We start from the raw sequence: 19,589 nt of genomic DNA on the forward strand, positions 1-19,589 counted from the left end.
AAGTTAAGCACTTTAACGGCGACGATAGCTTGGCCTGCCCAAGTGAAAATAGCAAATCGCCAGTTGATTAGACATCCATTTCGGGTGTCTTTTTTATTGTTTCACCTTTTTTAGAAAAGATGTTCACCTAGATAGCGATTATGCTATAATTATAAAGATATTTATAGGAGGCTTACCTATGTTAATTCATACCATTCAAGGTATTCAAGAAATGATTGGTGGTTCATTACAATTAAATGGAGCTGCAGCAGACCAAAGAGTTGCTGGAGTTTCAACAGATTCGCGAATCATCGAACAGGACAATATATATATTGCAATTGCTGGAGAACATGTTGATGGACATACATATATCGACAGTGCCAATAAACAAGGTGCAGTACTAGCAATTATTGATAACGAAGCATTTGTGACAAGCAGTATAGCTACATTACTTGTAGAAGATAGTGTAAAGGCTTTACAGGACTTAGCAAAGGCTTATCGTGAGTCATTGGACATACAAGTAATTGGAATCACAGGAAGTAATGGAAAGACTTCTACAAAAGACATTCTTGCAGCTGGTTTAATGGCTACTTACAAAGTAACAAAAACATTAGGAAATCAAAACAATGAAATCGGTGTTCCGATTACTTTACTTAGAGCAAGCAAAGATACAGATATTATTGTTTGTGAGATGGGGGTTGAAAATGTTGGAGATATCGCATTTTTAAATCCGATGGTACAACCAACGATGTCGATTTTAACTGGTGTTGGAGCTGCACACTTAGCAACGCTGGGTTCGAAAGAGAACGTTGCTCGTGCAAAACTTGAAATTATGGATGCTTTACCTAATGATGGTCTTTTTGTCTATTATGGAGATGATCCAATTCTTGCCAAAGTTATTGATGAAAAACAAAATGTACCAGTAGAACGTATACGTTATGGAGAACAGGATGATAATCAAATTCAACTGACTTCATTTACCCAAAAAGAGGATATGATTTACTTTACAACAAGTGCTACGAACACTACATTTCATATCCAAACCATTGGAAAACATCAAGCAATTAATGCCTTAGCAGCAATTGCGTGTTTAAGACAGTTAGGTCTTACAGATCAACAAATCCAAGCTGGCTTTGATATGTATGAGCCAACAGGTATGCGTAATGAAGTAGTTAAACTTGATCGTTTTACAATTTTGAATGACAGTTATAAATCAAATCCAGAAAGTGCACAAGCTGCAATTGATGCTTTTGCTGGTATTGAAGGTGCATATCGTGTTGTTATTTTGGGGGATATGTTAGATTTAGAGCCAGATGAGAAAATGTATCACAAACAAGTTGGAGCATATGTAGCAAATAGTTCGTTTGATGAATTGATTGCATATGGACCATTATCGAAGTATTATATTAAACAAGCAAGTAAAATCGCACCAAACAAGGTGTATCAGCATATGGATAGTCATGATGCAATTGTTGATTATTTAGAAAGTCTAGAAAATCATTCAATTGCATTGTTGATTAAAGGAAGTCGAGGAATGCAACTGGATAAAGTTGTTGATAAATTAAGAGGTAAATATGAGTAAACTACAAGTAGGAGTTATTTTTGGTGGGAATTCAAGTGAATATCCTGTATCTTTACACTCTGTCGCTAGTGTTTTGCGTAACTTAGATGCAAATAAATACGACGTAACCATGATTGGAATTGATCCAAATGGAAACTGGTATGTATATGATGGTGATATTGATACACTTGAACATGATCACTGGTTGGAAAGTGGACATGCGACACGTGCGTTACTATCTCCTTCAAAACAAGAAGGATTATTGATTCTTGAAAATGGAACATATACAACGAAAAAGTTAGATGTTTTACTTCCTATTTTACATGGTAAAAATGGAGAAGATGGAACGATTCAAGGACTTTTCACATTATCACAAATTCCATACGTTGGTTGTAATCACGTAAGTAGTGCAATTGCAATGGACAAAGAATATACACATATCATTTGTGAGAGTGCAGGAATTCCAATGGCACCATATATCGCTTTACGTAAAAACATGCCACAACCAATGGCACAGATTGTAAAACAAGTTGAAACAAAACTTCAATTTCCATTATTTGTGAAACCGGCAAATGCTGGAAGTAGTTTTGGAATTAGTAAAGTGAATGTTATGGATGATTTAGAAAAAGCAATTGATTTTGCATATGCATATGATGATAAAATTATCATTGAAAGTGGAATTTCTGGATTTGAAGTAGGAAGTTCAGTATTAGGAAATGATGTACTAATTATCGGAGATGTGGATGAAATTGATACACATAATTCTTTCTTTGACTATGATGCAAAATATGAATTAGAAAATACACAAATACATTGTCCTGCAAGAATATCAGATGAGAAAAAAGCAGAAATTAAAGCATATGCGAAAACAATCTATCATATGCTTGGATGCAGTGGATTATCAAGAATTGATATGTTTATTGATGATGATGAAAAAATCTATTTCAATGAAATTAATACAATTCCAGGGTTTACATCAGCAAGTCGTTATCCAAGTATGATGGCAAATGTTGGTTATGATTTTCCAAAACTACTAGATACATTACTTGAACTTGCTTTGGAGAAAGCAAATGCTACAAAGTAAAAAAAGAACTTGGGTCGAAATTGACGAAAACAAGATTGTTCATAACTATCGTGTGATGGATAAACATATTCATGATACAAAGATTATGGCAGTAGTGAAAGCTGATGCGTATCATCATGGAGATGTACAGGTTGCCACACTTTTAGAAAATGAGGGCTGTGATTTCTTTGCTGTAAGTAGTGTGGATGAAGCTGTGCACTTACGTCAAAACGGGATTAAAGCAAATATCTTAATCCTTGGATTTACACCAAGTGAACACTTTCATTACTTACATGAATTAGATATTGTACAATGTGTGTTTTCAACAGAGTTTGCACAAGAGTTGAATACATATGCAACTACACAAAATGTAAAGATTCGTGTACATATTAAAGTAGATACAGGAATGGGACGTATTGGCTTTCCTTGTTTAGATGATAACTATCATATTGATGAAGTAAAAGCGGTGTATACATGTGATCATTTGGAAGTTGAAGGGGTATTCTCACACTTTAGTGTAGCAGATACGTTTGATCGCGATGATGATGAAGTGTATACATTCCATCAAATTGAATTATATGAAAGAGTCTTACAAGATTTAGCAGTTGCAAATCTACCAGTGAAGATTAAACATATTCAAAATAGTTATGGAGCAATTAACTATCCAGATTTACCATATGATTATGCACGTGTTGGAATTCTACTATTAGGAAATACAAGTGATGATGCACAACCATTAAAAGTTCCTTGTGAACTTGAACCTGTTCTTACTTGGAAAGCACAAATATCTTGTGTAAAGCAAGTAAAAGCTGGTACGTATATTGGATATGGGCGTAATTATCAAGCAACAAGCGATATACAAGTCGCAACGGTTGCATGTGGATATGCAGATGGATTAAACCGTAATGCCTCGCATAAAGGCTTACAAGTGCTCGTAAAAGGAAAACGTTGTACCATCATCGGGAACATTTGTATGGATCAATTTATGATTGATGCAACTGGACTTGATGTACACTGTGAAGATGAAGTAACCATCGTGGGGATAGATGGGGATGAAGTAATTAAAATTGATGAGCTTTCAAGAGCTGCAAATACGATAAACAATGAATCGTTTACTTTACTGGCTTCACGTGTACCTAGATTTTATATAAAAAAAGATTAAGGAGAACCTATGAAGAACCATAAGAATTATCTAATCGATATCCTCAAGTTGGTTGCTGCAATTTTTGCAATTCTTGCATACTTGCAACCATTTAAAGGAGTGAGTGATATTGCTAACTTTTTTGTCTCATTTATTTTGGGAAGAGTTGCTGTACCATTTTTCTTTGTTGCAAGTGCATATTTCTTTTTTAGAAAACTCGATTTCCATGAGGAAAGTGAACGCGAAAATCGTATGTATTTACGAAACTATTTATGGCGTCAAGCGAAGCTGTATGTAATTTGGACGGCAATCTATATTGTTCCAATTATTTATAACTTAGCACAAGCTAAATTTAGTGCACAAGCCTTATTATTTCTTGTTCGTGATTTCTTCTTTACTGGAAGTTATTATCACTTATGGATATTTCCAGCAATGATGTTTTCAACGGTACTAATCTATATCATGATGCATAAACTACGTCCAATTCGTGTGTTGGAAATCGGACTGGCTTTATTTGTTGTTGGTATGATGATTAATGTTTATACACCAGTGCTAGCTGAAATTCCTGGTATTTCACAACTTGTAAAACTATATTTAGATATATTTGGAACTGCCCGTAATGGACTATTCTATGGAACGATATTTACTTTACTAGGTGCTTATATTGCACAAACACCAGTATCAACAAACCGTGAATTCTATGTAAAACGCATCATTGTATGTGTTGTATTACTTTTAATTGAAGGTTTCTTTATTAAAGGGCTTGGACTATTTAGTGATCAAACGTATATGTTAATTACATTAGTACCTTTACACTACTATTGTTTCTGTTTGGTTTTAACATTCAATTTGAACTACAATCCACGTTTTGTAAATTATCGTTCATATAGTATTTTGATTTATTTCTTATTTGCTTTATTTGCTTGGATTATCTCTATACTACCAATTGAATTCAATAACTTTTTTACAACAGTAATTGTTTTAGTTATCGTAGTTGATTTGGCATATTTAATTTATAATATTTCCAAACGTAAAGAGTTTAAAATCTTAAGGAACTTATATTAATGTTACGACTGGATCAAATCAAACTTACCTTGGATGAAAAGGAAAGTGACTTACAAGAAAAGATCTTAAAAAAGTTGAAGATTGCAAAAAGTGATCTTCAATCTTTTTCCATCTATCGAAAGAATATCGACGCACGTCATCATCAAGTTTCGTATAGTTATAGTCTTGATGTTGAAGTTGTTAATGAAAATGTTATCTTACAAAAGAAGATAAAAAATGTGCGCAAACTTGTTGTTGAACCGCGAAGTGCGCTTATTCCTGGAATTGTTGAACTGCATAGGCGACCAATTATTGTTGGCTTTGGTCCAGCAGGGATGTTTTGTGCTTTGCAACTTGCTAGACAGGGATATAAACCTCGCGTATTTGAACGTGGAAGTCAGGTTGAAAAACGGGTAAAAGATGTTGAAAACTTTTATCAAACACGTACGTTAAATGAAGAAAGTAATATTCAATTTGGTGAAGGTGGTGCTGGTACATTCAGTGATGGAAAATTAACAGCACGCACAAAAGACTATCGTGTACAGGATGTCTATGACATGTTTGTCGAACATGGTGCACCTAAAGAAATTGTGTACGATGCATATCCACATATTGGTAGTGATATTTTAATTGATGTGGTTCGTAGTATTCGAAAGGAAATCATTGCACTGGGGGGATCGATTCATTTTGATTCAAAAGTGGAAAAGTTGATCATTGAAGATGATGTATGTAAAGGAATTGTCGTTAATACGCAAGAAATCTATAGTGATGTGGTTGTGCTTGCCTTAGGAAATAGTAGCCGCGATAGTTTCTATCGTTTTCATAAACAAGGATTGCTCATGGAAAGTAAACCGTTTGCTGTAGGACTACGAATAGAACATACACAAAAAGCGATTAATGAAGCACTGTATCATAAATATGCAATGCATGAAAGTTTACCACAAGCCAGTTATCGATTGACGCATAACGTGGAAGGCTGTGGGGTGTATACGTTTTGTATGTGTCCTGGTGGACAAGTAGTCGCAGCAACAAGTAATCAAGGACATGTTGTTGTTAATGGAATGTCCAATTATGCAAGAGACAAAGAAAATGCAAATGCAGCAATACTTGTGCAAGTAGATGAAAGTGATTATGGTGAAGGCGTATTCAAAGGCATCGAGTTTCAAGAGAAGTTAGAACGTCTTGCCTATGAACTTGCAGGAAGTACATATAAAGCACCAGCACAACGCGTAAGTGACTTCTTAGAAGATCATAGCGAAGGAGAAATGATTGAACCATCATATCCTTTAGGTGTAACATACACGAATTTACATCGTTTATTACCTGCAAGTATTACATATAAGTTACAAGAAGGAATTCGTGCATTTCAAAAGAAAAACAAAGCATTTAAAAATGGAAATGCTTTACTGACAGGAGTAGAAACACGCTCTTCATGTCCAATTCGTATTTGTCGTAAGGAAACCATGGAAAGCAGCACTATCAAACATGTATATCCAATTGGTGAAGGTAGTGGGTATTCTGGTGGAATCACATCAAGTGCAATTGATGGCTTGAAATGTGCAGAAGTAATTATTACAAAGTACACAAATACAAATATCACTAAGTAGAAGTATCGTGTCGTGAGCATTCGCGGCACTTTTTTCTTAGCTGTGTGGCATAATAATAGAGGATTGGAGGTCCTATGAGTAAAAGTAGATTAGAAGCATTTAGTGATGCAATTATAGCCATTATTATGACAATCATGGTTTTGGAATTAGAACTACCAAAAGAGCCAACTTTCGCCTCGCTATTTGAAATGAAAACAACCTTTATCGTATATTTTATTTCCTTTATTTCCCTAGCGATCTATTGGAATAATCACCATCATATGTTTCAAGCAGTAAAGAAAGTCAATGGACGCATTTTATGGGCTAACATGTTATTTATTTTTATCTTAACATTGGTTCCCTTCGCGACACGTTGGGTAGATTCGCATCTATTTGATTTAGCACCTGAGTTATTCTATGCTTCAGTTTTGATGCTAGCAGATCTTGCATATGCATGGTTACTACATGAATTAGTAAAAGCACAGGGTAAACATTCATTGATTGCCAAAACAACTTCAGGGTATCTAAAGTTAAAAATTACAATTTCATTAAATATCATCGGAGTGCTACTTGGTATATGTATCTCACCGGCACTAATTATGGTGATGTATATTTTTGGCTTACTTCCTTGGTTAATTCCTTCTCGACAAATTGAAAAACTATTAGAAGAAATTGAATCGTAACACGACAAGAAATGAATCTGAAAATTCGTAATATTTTTAGTTGATGTTTTACTCGAGTATTGGTATTATAGTTGTAACGAAAAGGTCCTTTAAGATCATCCAGAGAGGTGAAGAAGGTCATAGACTTTATTTTTTTGAACAATAAAGGTCCTTTTGCATATTTGCAAGGACCTTTTCTTTTAGGAAAATTGGAGGAAACACGATGTACAAAAGTTTGCTAACCATGAGTGATTTATCAAACAAGGATATCATCAACATTTTGCATGACGCAAAAAAGTTTTCAACTTCACATAAAGATTGGCATTTTACGAAATCGTATTTAGTTGCTAATCTTTTTTTTGAACCTAGTACACGTACACACTATTCATTTGTGAGTGCGGAGTATGGACTCAATTGTAAAGTTGTAGACTTTAATGCAAATGCCAGTTCATTAAAAAAAGGTGAAAGTTTATATGATACCATCAAGACATTTCAGATGTTAGGCTATGAGGCAATGGTGATTCGCCATCCTGAAGATGAGTATTTTAAACAATTAAAATCCATTGATGTACCAATGATTAATGCAGGAGATGGATGTGGAAATCATCCAAGTCAGTGTTTGCTTGATTTATATACAATCTACGAACACTTTCAAACATTTGAAGATTTAAATGTTGTAATTGTAGGAGATATTGCACATTCACGAGTTGCGAAAAGTAACGATGAAGCATTAACTCGATTGGGCGCAAATGTAAAATTTGCAGGTCCTAAAAAATGGATCATTGATACAGAGCGTTACATGGATTTGGATCAAGCCTGTAAATGGGCAGATGTTGTTATGTTACTACGTATTCAACACGAACGACATGAACAAGAAACAACATTGTCTAAAGATACATATTTGGACATGTATGGACTTACAAAACAGCGTTATGAAACATTAAAAGAAAAAACGATTGTAATGCATCCAGCACCAGTCAATCGACAAGTGGAAATCGATACAGACTTGGTGGAAGCAAGTAAGTCTAGAATTTTTAAACAAATGGAAAATGGTGTGTATGTACGCAAAGCAATGTTGAAATATGTACTCCAGGAGGAATTTGAATGATTATACGAAATGCACGAATACTTGTAAAAGATAATGAGACAAAAGTTCAAGATATTCGAATTGTAGATGGAAAGATTCAAAGAATTGCGGATTATATTGCATGTGAAAACGAGCAAATTCTTGATGTGAATGAAGCTTATGTGATGCCTGGGGGAGTTGATGTACATGTGCATTTACGTGAACCAGGATTTGAAGCAAAAGAAACAATAGCAACTGGTAGTTTGGCTGCAGCTCATGGGGGGTATACAAGCATCTTTGCAATGCCAAATATTCACCCATATCCAGATAATGTAGAAGTGATGAAAGCATATCAAGAACGCATTAAAAAAGATACAGTGGTTCATACCTATCCATATGCGACTATTACAAAAGGTGAAGCAGGAAATGAACTTGTTGATATGAAGGGATTAAAACAACTTGGTATTCACTGGTTTAGTGATGATGGGGTTGGTGTTCAAAGTGAAACGATGATGAAACAAGCAATGCAACAAGCAAAAGCAAATGATGTTATGATTGTTGCACACACCGAAGATATGTCGTATCGACCAAAAGAAGGATGCATGCACGAAGGAAAACAAAATAAAGTTTTAGGACTTGTTGGAATTCCAAGTGAAACAGAATATAAACAAATTGAACGTGATTTACAACTTGCATATGAAAGTGGTTGTGCATATCACATTTGTCATATGAGTTGTAAAGAAAGTGTACAGTTACTTCGAAGCTATAAAGCAAAAGGTGCAAATGTAAGTGGGGAAGTAACAACGCATCACTTACTACTTAGTGAAGAAGATGTGCATAATGCAAATGATAAAATGAATCCACCATTACGAAGCAAAGAAGATAAGCAAGCACTTATCGATGGCTTACTTGATGGAACCATTGATTTTATTGCAAATGATCATGCCCCACATACAGAACAAGAAAAAGCACAGAATATGGTGCAAGCACCATTTGGTATAGTGGCATTGGAAACAAGTTTGCCCCTGCTATATACGCACTTTGTGAAAACTGGGATATTTACACTTGAACAGTTTGAACAATTTGTTAGTAAAAAAGCAGCAAAACGCTTTGGCTTAGACCATACTGCAAAAATTGCTGAAGGGTATCAAGCAGATCTTGTAGTTTGGTCAGAAACAGAGGGTGTGATTGATAAAACAACATTTGTTTCCAAAGGGAAAAATACACCATTTGATGGATATAAAGTTGCAGCTCAAATTGCAACGGTTCTAGTAGATGGTAAAATAGTATATAACAGCCAGGAGGATATATAAAATGAAAAGACAGTTAATATTAGAAGATGGAAGTGTATTCGTAGGTGAAGGTTTTGGTGGAAGTAACTATCAAATGGGAGAAATCGTCTTCAACACCGGAATGAGTGGTTATCAAGAAGTAATCAGTGACTTAAGTTACTGTGCACAAATTGTTTTGATGACATATCCAATGATTGGAAACTATGGAATCAATCGTGATGATTTTGAAAGTATTGAACCAGCAATCTTCGGATTGGTTGTAAGTGAATACTGTGAATATCCAAACAACTGGCGCTCTGATGAAAGTATTGATACATTTCTAGCAAGTAATGATATTCCAGGACTTGCAGGAATTGATACAAGAAAACTAACAAAACTAATTCGTAAAGAAGGTACGATGAAAGCCATTATGGCAGATATGGATGTTGATGTAGATGCAACTGTAGCTATGTTGAAAGCTGCACCATATCCAACTGGACAAGTTGCACAAGTTTCTACGCAAAAAGCATTCCAAGTACCAAATCGTGGACGTCGTGTTGTCTTAATTGATTATGGGGCAAAACAAGGAATTGTTCGTGAATTATCAAGTCGTGGATGTGATTTGAAAATTATGCCATATACATCAACGGTGCAAGAAGTTATGAACTTAAAACCAGATGGAATTATGTTGAGTAATGGTCCTGGAGATCCTCGTGAACTTACACAAGCAATTGAAAATATTCGTGCACTTATTGGACAAATTCCAATCTTTGGAATCTGTTTAGGTCACCAATTAATTGCTCTTGCTTCAGGTGCGAAAATTGATAAATTAAAATTTGGACACCGTGGGGCGAACCAACCAGTTATGAACTTACTTACTGGTAAAGTAGAAATCACAAGTCAAAACCACTCATTTTCAGTAAATGAAGAAAGTTTGGCAAATACAGATTTAGAAGTTACACACCGTAACTTAAATGATAAAAGTGTTGAAGGTCTTGCTTGTCCTGAAAAAAACTTATTCAGTGTGCAATATCACCCAGAAGCTGCACCTGGACCAGAAGATGCAAACTACTTATTTGACACATTTATGAGAGTAATGGATGCACAAGGGGGAAATAAATAATGCCAAAACGCAACGATATTAAAAAAATTATGGTGATTGGTTCTGGACCAATCGTCATTGGACAAGCTGCAGAGTTTGATTATGCAGGAACCCAAGCATGCCAGGCTTTACGTGAAGAAGGCTATGAAGTAATCTTAATTAACTCAAACCCAGCAACGATCATGACAGATCGTGAAATTGCTGACAAAGTGTATATTGAACCATTGACACTTGAATTTGCATCAAAAATTATCCATAAAGAAAAACCAGATGCAATTTTAGGAACATTAGGTGGACAAACAGGTCTAAACCTAGTTGTGGAATTATCAAATGCTGGAATTTTAGAAAAAGAAAATGTTGAAATTCTAGGGACAAAATTAGATGCAATTGAAAAAGCGGAAGACCGTGAAAAATTCAAAGCATTAATGGAAGAATTGGGACAACCAGTTCCAGATAGTTTAATTGTACATACGGTAGAAGAAGCGCTTGTATTTGCAAATGAAATCGGTTATCCAGTAGTTGTTCGTCCTGCCTTTACCCTTGGTGGTACTGGTGGAGGATTTGCCAGAGATGACGAAGAATTAAAAGATATCGCGAAAAATGGATTGAAGCTTTCACCAGTGACACAATGTTTAATTGAAAAAAGTATCGCTGGATATAAAGAGATTGAATATGAAGTTATGCGCGATAACAACGATAATGCAATTATGGTTTGTTCGATGGAAAATGTGGATCCAGTTGGAATTCACACCGGAGATAGTATCGTTGTTGCACCAGTGCAAACCTTAAGTGATCGTGAACACCAAATGTTACGTAATGCTTCTTTGGATATCATTCGTGCACTTGAAATTTGTGGAGGATGTAACGTCCAACTTGCTTTAGATCCACACTCATTTAACTACTATGTTATTGAAGTAAACCCAAGGGTTTCTCGTTCATCTGCATTAGCTAGTAAAGCAACAGGTTATCCAATTGCCAAACTTGCGGCAAAAGTAGCTGTAGGACTTACGTTAGATGAAATACTAAATCCAGTAACACAAACATCATATGCTTGTTTTGAACCAAGTATTGACTATATTGTGGCAAAACTTCCACGTTTCCCATTTGATAAATTCCCAAGTGCAGATCGTCGCTTAGGAACGCAAATGAAAGCAACTGGAGAAGTTATGAGTATTGGTCGTAACTTTGAAGAAAGTTTACTTAAAGCCATTCGTTCGATTGAAATGAAAGTCGATCATATTCAAATCAAAGAAATGGATGATATGAGTGATGAAGAACTATGGAAGAAAGCGAAATGGCGTGATGATGAACGTATTTATGCAGTAATGGAATTGATTCGTCGTGGAGCATCATTTGAAGATATCTTTGAATTAACGATGATTGATCCATTCTTCTTAGCGAAACTTAAAAACATCCACAAAATGGAAGAAGAGTTAAAATACAACGTTGGTGATGTTGATGTACTTAGAAAAGTGAAACGTAATGGGTTCTCTGATTCATACATTGCACGTGTATGGAATATGAGTGAAGATGACATCTACAATTTACGTAAAAAAGAAAATATGATTCCTGTATACAAAATGGTCGATACATGTGCAGGTGAGTTTGAAAGTCACACGCCATATTTCTACTCAACGTATTTAGATGAAAATGAAAGTATTCGTACCGACAAAAAGAAAGTTATTGTACTTGGTTCTGGTCCGATTCGTATTGGACAAGGAGTTGAGTTTGATTATGCAACCGTACACTGTGTGCTTGCATTACGTGAAGCTGGATATGAGGCGATTGTTGTTAACAATAACCCAGAAACCGTATCGACAGACTTCTCGATTTCTGACAAATTATACTTTGAACCTTTAACGCTTGAAGATGTAATGCACATTGTAGATTTAGAAAATCCAGAAGGTGTGATTGTACAATTTGGTGGACAAACAGCGATTAACTTAGCGGATGGATTGGTACGCCGTGGTGTAAAAATTCTAGGAACAAGTGTCGAGAACATCAATAAAGCAGAAGACCGTTACGAGTTTGAAGCGATGTTACGTAAACTTGGTATCCCTCAACCACAAGGGGAAACAGCAATTACCGTTGAAGAAGCATTAGCAATTGCTTCACGTATTGGCTATCCTGTACTTGTTCGCCCAAGTTATGTGCTTGGAGGACGTGCAATGGAAATTGTACACTCAGATAAAGATTTAGAAGTATATATGACCAATGCGATGAAGGAAATTAGTCATGATGCACCAATTCTTGTCGATAAATACATTGTCGGAAAAGAAGTAGAAACGGATGCCATTTGTGATGGTGAAAACGTGTATATTCCGGGAATCATGGAACACATTGAACGTGCCGGAGTTCACTCAGGAGATTCAATTTCTGTATATCCAACACAAACCTTAAGTAAGGATATCAAATACAAAATTATCGAATACACAACAAAAATTGGTAAAGGATTCAATTTCATTGGATTATTCAATATTCAATTTATCGTTGATAAGGATGATAACTTATTTGTACTTGAGGTAAACCCAAGAAGTTCAAGAACCGTACCATTCTTATCAAAAATTACAAATGTACCAATGGCAAATATTGCCACAAAAGCAATCATGGGACAAAGTTTAATTAAACAAGGATACCTTGAAGGAATTAAACGTGAAACCGAACGTGTATATGTAAAAGCACCTGTGTTCTCATTTGCGAAACTACGTTCAGTAGATACGACTCTTGGTCCAGAGATGAAAAGTACTGGAGAATCTCTAGGTGGAGATGAAACACTTGAAAAAGCATTATACAAAGCAATGGTCGCTGCAGGTACAAAAATTCCATTACACGGAAGTGTACTTATGACAATCGCAGATGAAAACAAAGAAGAGGCTCTAGATATTGCAAGACGCTTTGAAGAAATCGGCTATGGAATCTTTGCGACAAGTGGAACATGTAAATACTTAAAAGATCATGGTATTCGTGTAGAAGAAGTTGCAAAAGTTGAACAAGCAGAAAATGATGTGCTTGATTTAATCATCAAAGGAAAAGTTGATTATGTTGTAAATACGATGAGTCAAGATAAAGGTTCTAGAGATGATGGATTCTTAATTCGTCGATTCTCTGCAGAAAATGGAATCTCATGTCTAACAAGTTTAGATACTGTAAATGCAATTTTAAAAGTAATTGAAGCACAAAGTTTCTCAGCTTTACCAATGGGAGATCAGTAATGATTGTTAGTAAAGATGCAGTTTTAGGGAATGTAGAAATTGCCAAAGACACATTTGAGATGATTCTACGTCCACAACATATGCCAACGATTTTACCAGGTCAGTTTGTGAATATTAAACTTGATGGATATATGTTGCGAAGACCAATTAGTGTTTCAAGTGTGAATCATAATTGCTACAAGATCATCTACAAAGTTGTAGGTGATGGAACCAAAGCTTTAAGTAAAGTAAAAAAAGGACAAATACTAGATGTCCTTGAACCATTAGGTACACCATTCCCAATCGATGATTTAGATGAAGTTCTAATCATCGGTGGGGGTGTGGGTGTTCCTCCATTATTTGAAGTTGCAAAGCAATTTCGTGATAAACAAACAAAAGTTACAGTTGTCTTAGGTTTCAACGATAAAGAGAGCATGTTCTATGAAGATGACTTTGCCTTTCTAGGTTGTGATGTATATGTAGCAACGATGGATGGGAGTTATGGAACAAAAGGAACTGTACTTGATGCAATTGCAGAACACAATATTACAATTGATACGATTTACAGTTGTGGTCCGATGCGTATGCTTGAAGCATTAAATCAAACATACACGAAAGGGTACTTAAGTTTTGAAGCACGTATGGCGTGTGGTATTGGAACTTGTATGGGTTGTGTATGCAAAGATAGTAAAGATAAACAATTATACTATCGTATTTGTAAAGAGGGACCAGTTTTCCCAATTGGAAAGGTGGCATTTGAATGTTAGATATTAAATTACCTGGACTCGATTTAAAAAATCCAATTATGCCAGCAAGTGGATGCTTTGGGTTTGGTCGTGAATATGCAGAATTATATGATTTAAGTATATTGGGTGGAATTGCCATAAAAAGTGCAACCATTGAGCCACGTTTTGGAAATCCAACGCCACGTATTGCAGAAACACCTTCAGGAATGCTTAATGCGATTGGACTGCAAAATCCTGGTGTCGATAAAATTATCGAAACAGAACTACCGTTTTTAAAACAATACGATACGCAAATTTTAGCGAATGTTGCAGGAGCAAGTGAAGAGGACTATATTGAAGTAATCAAACGCTTGAATGATTGTCCAGAGGTGCATGCATATGAACTGAATATCTCTTGTCCAAATGTAAAGCATGGAGGAATTGGATTAGGAAGTGATCCGATACTTGCAGCAAATATTACGCGTATGGCAAAAGCTGTAGCAACTAAACCTGTATGGGTTAAACTATCACCAAATGTAACAAACATTGTCGAAATCGCTAAAGCAGTAGAAGAAGCAGGTGCTGATGGACTTGTGCTTATTAATACATTGCTAGGAATGCGACTTGATTTACATAGCGCAAAGCCAATTATTGCCAATACTACTGGGGGACTGAGTGGACCTGCAATTAAACCAATTGCGATTCGTATGGTGTACCAAGTATATCAAGCAGTTGATATTCCAATTATTGGCGTTGGAGGAATCAGTTGTGCAGAGGATGTACTAGAATTTCTATATGCTGGAGCTAGTGCAGTGCAAGTAGGGATGTATAACTTTGTAGATCCATACATCTGTCCAAAAATTATTGAACAGTTACCAACAGTCTTAAAAAAATATGGCTGTAAATCAGTAAAAGATGCGATCGGAAGGAGTCATGTATGAACAAAACAATTGTAGCTTTAGATTTTTCAACAAAAGATGAGGTCTTAGATTTCTTAAAGCAATTTGATGAACCTATCTATGTAAAAATCGGAATGGAATTAACATATGCATGTGGATTGGATATTGTTAAGGAAGTAAAAGAAATGGGACATCATATCTTCTTGGATTTAAAACTTCATGATATTCCAAATACGGTAAAAGGTGGAATGAAAAACCTTGCAAAACTTGGTGTAGAAATTGTGAATTTACACTGTGCTGGTGGAATTGCGATGATGAAAGCAGCGATTGAAGGTTTAGAAGAAGGAAGCGTTGGAGGAAAACGTCCATTATGTATTGGGGTTACACAACTAACAAGTACTTCAAAGGAAGCGATGAATGATGAATTGGGTATTCCTGGAGAAGTGATTGATTGTGTAAAACTATATGCGAAAAATGCAAAAACAGCAGGACTTGATGGAGTGGTTTGTTCGGTACATGAAGCTAAAGCCATTCATGAAGTATGCGGACCTGATTTCTTGACGGTTACACCAGGGATTCGTTTAGCTGATGATTCAAAAGATGATCAAAAACGTGTAGCAACACCAGCGTTTGCCAAAGAAGAAGGGTGCGATCACATTGTAGTTGGACGTTCCATCACAAAAAGTGCAAACCCAAAAGAAACGTATTACAAAATTGAGGAGATGATGAAATAATGAATGAAAAAGTAATTGCAAAAAATCTATTAGATGTAGAAGCAGTATATTTACGTCCAAATGATCCATTTACATGGGCTAGTGGAATTAAAAGTCCAATCTATTGTGATAACCGTTTGGTTTTATCATATCCGGAAAAACGTGATGCTGTTGTTAGTGGTTTTGTTTCAATGATTCGTCGTGAATTTCCTGATGCAGATATGCTAATGGGAACAGCAACTGCTGGTATTCCTTGGGCTGCAATGGTTGCACAAGAATTGTATAAACCAATGGGATATGTAAGAAGCTCAAATAAGAGCCATGGTAAAGAAAACAAAATTGAAGGTAAAGTTACACCTGGAATGAAAGTTGTAGTTGTAGAAGACCTTATTTCGACTGGTGGAAGCGTAAAAGATGTAATTGATGCTTTACGTGATGCAGGTTGTGAAGTTTTAGGAGTCGCTGCAATCTTTACATACTTATTACCAAAAGCAAAACAAGCATTTGAAGATATGAACTGTGAACTTCGTACATTAAGTAACTATGATTACTTGCTTGAAGCTGCAGTAGAAAATGACTATATCCAAGAAGCAGATTTAAAGAAACTACAAGCATTTAAAGCAGATCCTACAAGTGATGCTTGGATGAATGTAGAATAAATCAAATAAAACAGTTTGAATTTTCAAGCTGTTTTATTTTTTTGAGAAAGTGGTAGAATAGACATAAAGAATTTTGGAGGTAATGGGATGAATAAACAACTCGCTGAGGCATTAAGTAATGCATTTGGACCATCTGGTCATGAAGAAGATGTAGTGGAAATCATAAAACGTCATACAACAGCAAATGTAGAAGTAGATCACTTAAAAAACGTATATATTAATTATGAAGAAAGTGAATTACCAACTGTGATGCTGGATGCACATAGTGATGAAGTTGGATTTATGGTGCAAGATATTTGTGATAATGGATTGTTACGTATCGTACCACTAGGAGGTTGGATTTTACATACCATTCCCGCGCATCGAGTAATTATCAAAACGCGTGATGGACAATATGTAAAAGGGACAACAACTTCTAGACCTCCACACTTTATGAGTGCCAAGCAAAGAGAACAAGCTTTAGAAATGGATGATATCTTTGTGGATATTGGTGCTACATCAAAACATGAAGTAGAAAACGTATTTCATATAACACTTGGTGATCCAATAGCACCAGAAGTGTATATGGAAGAAATAGAAGCAACCGGATTACTTATGGGGAAAGCATTTGATAATCGTATTGGTTGTTACTGCGTATTAGAAACGATTAAAGCACTAGCAAAAGAAACTGTCGATGTACAAGTTGTCGGCGCAATTGCAGCACAGGAAGAAGTTGGTACACGTGGTGCAAAAGTGAGTGTAAATAAAGTAAAACCTGACTTAGCAATTATCTTTGAAGGTTCACCAGCTGATGATGTATATAGTGATATTACACATCCACAAGGAAGGTTACATAGTGGACCACAAATTCGTTATATGGATAGTGGAATGATTTCAAATCCTACATTAATTGAAAAAGCAAAAGAAGTTGCAACTAAACATGACATTCCATTTCAATGTACTGTGCGAAAAGCAGGTTCAACAAATGGAGCAGCAATCCATATTGCTGATACAGGCGTACCATGTTTAGTTTTGGGGATTCCAACACGATATGCACATACACACTATGGCTATATTTCATCAAGTGATGTGGATCATACAATTGCACTAGCAATTGAATTCATCAAAGAATTAAATGCAGAAGTAATTGCTTCACTATAGCGAGATCCATGTATTATATTTATATGCTTCGTTGTGATGATGATTCAATTTATACAGGCATCACAACAGATATAGCAAAACGAGTAAAAGAACATTTCTATAAAAGTGACAAAGCTGCAAAGTATACAAAAACAAGAAATGTAGTAGCACTTGAAGCATTATGGTCATGTGATAATCGTAGTTTAGCTAGTAAGCTTGAATATCGATTAAAGCATTTACCCAAAATAAAAAAAGAAGAAATTATTACGCAGCCAACAATAATCGAAGACGAGTTTTATCAGGTTGTGAGTAATTACTCCTTAGATGTATGCTTGGAAACTGAATAATTAGGTACGGGTTGTATGCAAATATAACCCTTTTTAATGTGATACGATTTTATAAATGAAATTCATTAGTAAAAAAATGAAATTTATCAGCTAATTTTGAAACTCTATCTACGTACGCATCTTGTTATACTTTTCTTGTAAAAAGGAGGAAATGTAATGATTGATATTTTCCAGTATAAAGAAATAAAATTCCCGAAGAATTTCTATTGGGGAGCAACTACAGCAGCTATGCAAGTAGAAGGTGGTAATCACTCAGACAAAGATGATGAAAGATATGCTCCATCATATGCATATGGTGGAGTCCCATATAAAATGGCGGGGAAAGCTTGTAATAGTTATGAATTGTTTGAACAAGATATTCAGTTACTAAAGAAGATGCATTTGCAAATGTATCGATTATCAGTAGAATGGTCGCGTATTGAACCACAACCAGGTAAATTCGATGAAAAAGAAATACAATATTACCACCATCTATTAAGTCGTTTGCAAGAGGAAGGAATTAAAGTATGCCTCACAATACTTCACTTTTCTTGCCCTGTTTGGTTTGTCGAAAAGGGTGCATTTAAAACGATGGATAATCTATCCTTTTGGAAGGAGTACTTACATAAAATTGTACCTATATATAAAGATGTGGTAGATTATTGGATTGTCATTAATGAGCCAAATATGCCATTTGAGTATGAGATAGAAGAACGTATAAATTTAATGCAATACCATGCTGAGGGATACCACATTATAAAAGAATACTGTGATCAACCTGTTTCTTCTGCTTTGTCATTTTCAATAAAAGAACCAATGCGAGGAACTTATGACCGACCAGATCAAACAATGGCTGATTATGTTGATTATATTGAAAATGAGTTTTTTATCCATGCGATTCGTACTGGCGAAATTGTAATGCCATTCCATGAAACCGTCTATTTACCAAAACTGAAAGACACATGTGATTTTTGGGCGTTAAACACATATGTAAGACAACTCATAAACTCAAGAAAAAAGGAGTTTCGTTTTGACTACTACGAGGCAACTCATTTCAGAGCATTGGAGAAACCGTTTTTTACTGAGGAAATTGCACCCGAGATTATGCTCAAGATGCTTATGCGGTTTTCTGATCGACCAATTATGATCACAGAGAATGGTATAGCAGTCGCTGATGATAACATCCGTATTGTATATATTGCTTCTATGCTTACTGCAATGCATCAAGCCATGCAACTTGGTGCAAATGTAATTGGATATATGCATTTTAGTTTGCTTGATAATTGGGAGTGGGGAACTACACATCCGACATTTGGGTTGGTTGAAGTGAATTTTGAGACATTTGCTAGAAGGATTCGAAACAGTGGTAATTTCTATGGAGAAATTGCAAAAAATAATATGCTAAGTCAATCAATTATACGTAAGTATATTAATGAAATGCCAACAAACAAACAACTACTAGAAGGATAGTAGTTGTTTGTT

17 protein-coding genes are annotated in these 19,589 nt (G+C 35.5%); all 17 read left to right on the forward strand.

Features of this window, described 5'->3' with window-relative positions:
- Positions 1–178: 178 nt before the first annotated feature.
- The 17 genes from murF to M2098_RS06685 all read left to right on the forward strand — a co-directional run bounded on the left by murF (position 179) and on the right by M2098_RS06685 (position 19,577).
- Positions 179–1,561, forward strand: a complete 1,383-nt coding sequence (gene murF / locus M2098_RS06605; protein ID WP_280682949.1) for a UDP-N-acetylmuramoyl-tripeptide--D-alanyl-D-alanine ligase — start codon at positions 179–181, stop codon at positions 1,559–1,561.
- The gene (locus M2098_RS06610; protein ID WP_280682952.1) at positions 1,554–2,624 is read left to right on the forward strand and encodes a D-alanine--D-alanine ligase family protein; all 1,071 of its coding nucleotides are present in this window, start codon (positions 1,554–1,556) and stop codon (positions 2,622–2,624) included. The genes murF and M2098_RS06610 overlap by 8 nt, the downstream gene beginning before the upstream one ends.
- Positions 2,611–3,765 (forward strand): alanine racemase, encoded by a 1,155-nt coding sequence (gene alr, locus M2098_RS06615; protein WP_280682955.1) that lies wholly within the window; start codon positions 2,611–2,613, stop codon positions 3,763–3,765. The genes M2098_RS06610 and alr overlap by 14 nt, the downstream gene beginning before the upstream one ends.
- Before the next feature lie 9 nt (positions 3,766–3,774).
- On the forward strand, positions 3,775–4,809 hold the full coding sequence (locus M2098_RS06620; RefSeq protein ID WP_280682957.1) for an acyltransferase family protein: 1,035 nt from the start codon (positions 3,775–3,777) through the stop codon (positions 4,807–4,809).
- Positions 4,809–6,395 carry an FAD-dependent protein gene (locus tag M2098_RS06625; protein ID WP_280682958.1) on the forward strand — a complete coding sequence of 529 codons (1,587 nt, stop codon included), beginning with the start codon at positions 4,809–4,811 and terminating at the stop codon, positions 6,393–6,395. Before M2098_RS06620 ends, M2098_RS06625 begins: the two co-directional genes overlap by 1 nt.
- 74 nt (positions 6,396–6,469) lie before the next feature.
- Complete coding sequence (locus M2098_RS06630) at positions 6,470–7,057, forward strand: TMEM175 family protein (RefSeq protein ID WP_280682959.1); 588 nt, start codon at positions 6,470–6,472, stop codon at positions 7,055–7,057.
- A 202-nt stretch (positions 7,058–7,259) separates the two neighbouring features.
- Positions 7,260–8,144 carry an aspartate carbamoyltransferase catalytic subunit gene (locus M2098_RS06635; RefSeq protein ID WP_280682960.1) on the forward strand — a complete coding sequence of 295 codons (885 nt, stop codon included), beginning with the start codon at positions 7,260–7,262 and terminating at the stop codon, positions 8,142–8,144.
- Positions 8,141–9,415 carry a dihydroorotase gene (locus M2098_RS06640; protein WP_280682961.1) on the forward strand — a complete coding sequence of 425 codons (1,275 nt, stop codon included), beginning with the start codon at positions 8,141–8,143 and terminating at the stop codon, positions 9,413–9,415. Before M2098_RS06635 ends, M2098_RS06640 begins: the two co-directional genes overlap by 4 nt.
- A gap of 1 nt (position 9,416) precedes the next feature.
- Positions 9,417–10,496 (forward strand): carbamoyl phosphate synthase small subunit, encoded by a 1,080-nt coding sequence (locus M2098_RS06645; protein ID WP_134171125.1) that lies wholly within the window; start codon positions 9,417–9,419, stop codon positions 10,494–10,496.
- The gene (gene carB, locus M2098_RS06650) at positions 10,496–13,687 is read left to right on the forward strand and encodes a carbamoyl-phosphate synthase large subunit (RefSeq protein WP_280682963.1); all 3,192 of its coding nucleotides are present in this window, start codon (positions 10,496–10,498) and stop codon (positions 13,685–13,687) included. The genes M2098_RS06645 and carB overlap by 1 nt, the downstream gene beginning before the upstream one ends.
- Positions 13,687–14,433: a dihydroorotate dehydrogenase electron transfer subunit gene (locus M2098_RS06655; protein ID WP_280682965.1), complete on the forward strand. Its 747-nt coding sequence runs from the start codon at positions 13,687–13,689 to the stop codon at positions 14,431–14,433. Before carB ends, M2098_RS06655 begins: the two co-directional genes overlap by 1 nt.
- Entirely contained in the window at positions 14,427–15,332 is a 906-nt protein-coding gene (locus tag M2098_RS06660) for a dihydroorotate dehydrogenase (RefSeq protein ID WP_280682967.1), read from the forward strand. Before M2098_RS06655 ends, M2098_RS06660 begins: the two co-directional genes overlap by 7 nt.
- The gene (gene pyrF, locus M2098_RS06665) at positions 15,329–16,024 is read left to right on the forward strand and encodes an orotidine-5'-phosphate decarboxylase (protein ID WP_280682969.1); all 696 of its coding nucleotides are present in this window, start codon (positions 15,329–15,331) and stop codon (positions 16,022–16,024) included. The genes M2098_RS06660 and pyrF overlap by 4 nt, the downstream gene beginning before the upstream one ends.
- Entirely contained in the window at positions 16,024–16,662 is a 639-nt protein-coding gene (pyrE, locus tag M2098_RS06670) for an orotate phosphoribosyltransferase (protein ID WP_134171114.1), read from the forward strand. The genes pyrF and pyrE overlap by 1 nt, the downstream gene beginning before the upstream one ends.
- 87 nt (positions 16,663–16,749) lie before the next feature.
- Positions 16,750–17,802, forward strand: coding sequence for a M20/M25/M40 family metallo-hydrolase (locus M2098_RS06675; protein ID WP_280682973.1), 1,053 nt, complete (start codon positions 16,750–16,752; stop codon positions 17,800–17,802).
- Positions 17,803–17,810: 8 nt separating this feature from the next.
- Positions 17,811–18,128, forward strand: coding sequence for a GIY-YIG nuclease family protein (locus M2098_RS06680; protein ID WP_280682975.1), 318 nt, complete (start codon positions 17,811–17,813; stop codon positions 18,126–18,128).
- Between the two features lie 156 nt (positions 18,129–18,284).
- The gene (locus M2098_RS06685; protein ID WP_280682977.1) at positions 18,285–19,577 is read left to right on the forward strand and encodes a family 1 glycosylhydrolase; all 1,293 of its coding nucleotides are present in this window, start codon (positions 18,285–18,287) and stop codon (positions 19,575–19,577) included.
- The last annotated feature ends 12 nt before the right edge of the window (positions 19,578–19,589 follow it).

The sequence above is a fragment of the Breznakia sp. PFB1-19 genome (assembly GCF_029893935.1).
GTDB classification, from domain to species: Bacteria; Bacillota_I; Bacilli_A; order Erysipelotrichales; family Erysipelotrichaceae; genus Breznakia; species Breznakia blatticola.

Bases quoted from the DNA above. Each gene is read 5' to 3' on its own strand.
- murF (WP_280682949.1), top strand. From the start codon at position 179: ATGTTAATTCATACCATTCAAGGTATTCAAGAAATGATTGGTGGTTCA.
- M2098_RS06610 (WP_280682952.1), top strand. From the start codon at position 1,554: ATGAGTAAACTACAAGTAGGAGTTATTTTTGGTGGGAATTCAAGTGAA.
- alr (WP_280682955.1), top strand. From the start codon at position 2,611: ATGCTACAAAGTAAAAAAAGAACTTGGGTCGAAATTGACGAAAACAAG.
- M2098_RS06620 (WP_280682957.1), top strand. From the start codon at position 3,775: ATGAAGAACCATAAGAATTATCTAATCGATATCCTCAAGTTGGTTGCT.
- M2098_RS06625 (WP_280682958.1), top strand. From the start codon at position 4,809: ATGTTACGACTGGATCAAATCAAACTTACCTTGGATGAAAAGGAAAGT.
- M2098_RS06630 (WP_280682959.1), top strand. From the start codon at position 6,470: ATGAGTAAAAGTAGATTAGAAGCATTTAGTGATGCAATTATAGCCATT.
- M2098_RS06635 (WP_280682960.1), top strand. From the start codon at position 7,260: ATGTACAAAAGTTTGCTAACCATGAGTGATTTATCAAACAAGGATATC.
- M2098_RS06640 (WP_280682961.1), top strand. From the start codon at position 8,141: ATGATTATACGAAATGCACGAATACTTGTAAAAGATAATGAGACAAAA.
- M2098_RS06645 (WP_134171125.1), top strand. From the start codon at position 9,417: ATGAAAAGACAGTTAATATTAGAAGATGGAAGTGTATTCGTAGGTGAA.
- carB (WP_280682963.1), top strand. From the start codon at position 10,496: ATGCCAAAACGCAACGATATTAAAAAAATTATGGTGATTGGTTCTGGA.
- M2098_RS06655 (WP_280682965.1), top strand. From the start codon at position 13,687: ATGATTGTTAGTAAAGATGCAGTTTTAGGGAATGTAGAAATTGCCAAA.
- M2098_RS06660 (WP_280682967.1), top strand. From the start codon at position 14,427: ATGTTAGATATTAAATTACCTGGACTCGATTTAAAAAATCCAATTATG.
- pyrF (WP_280682969.1), top strand. From the start codon at position 15,329: ATGAACAAAACAATTGTAGCTTTAGATTTTTCAACAAAAGATGAGGTC.
- pyrE (WP_134171114.1), top strand. From the start codon at position 16,024: ATGAATGAAAAAGTAATTGCAAAAAATCTATTAGATGTAGAAGCAGTA.
- M2098_RS06675 (WP_280682973.1), top strand. From the start codon at position 16,750: ATGAATAAACAACTCGCTGAGGCATTAAGTAATGCATTTGGACCATCT.
- M2098_RS06680 (WP_280682975.1), top strand. From the start codon at position 17,811: ATGTATTATATTTATATGCTTCGTTGTGATGATGATTCAATTTATACA.
- M2098_RS06685 (WP_280682977.1), top strand. From the start codon at position 18,285: ATGATTGATATTTTCCAGTATAAAGAAATAAAATTCCCGAAGAATTTC.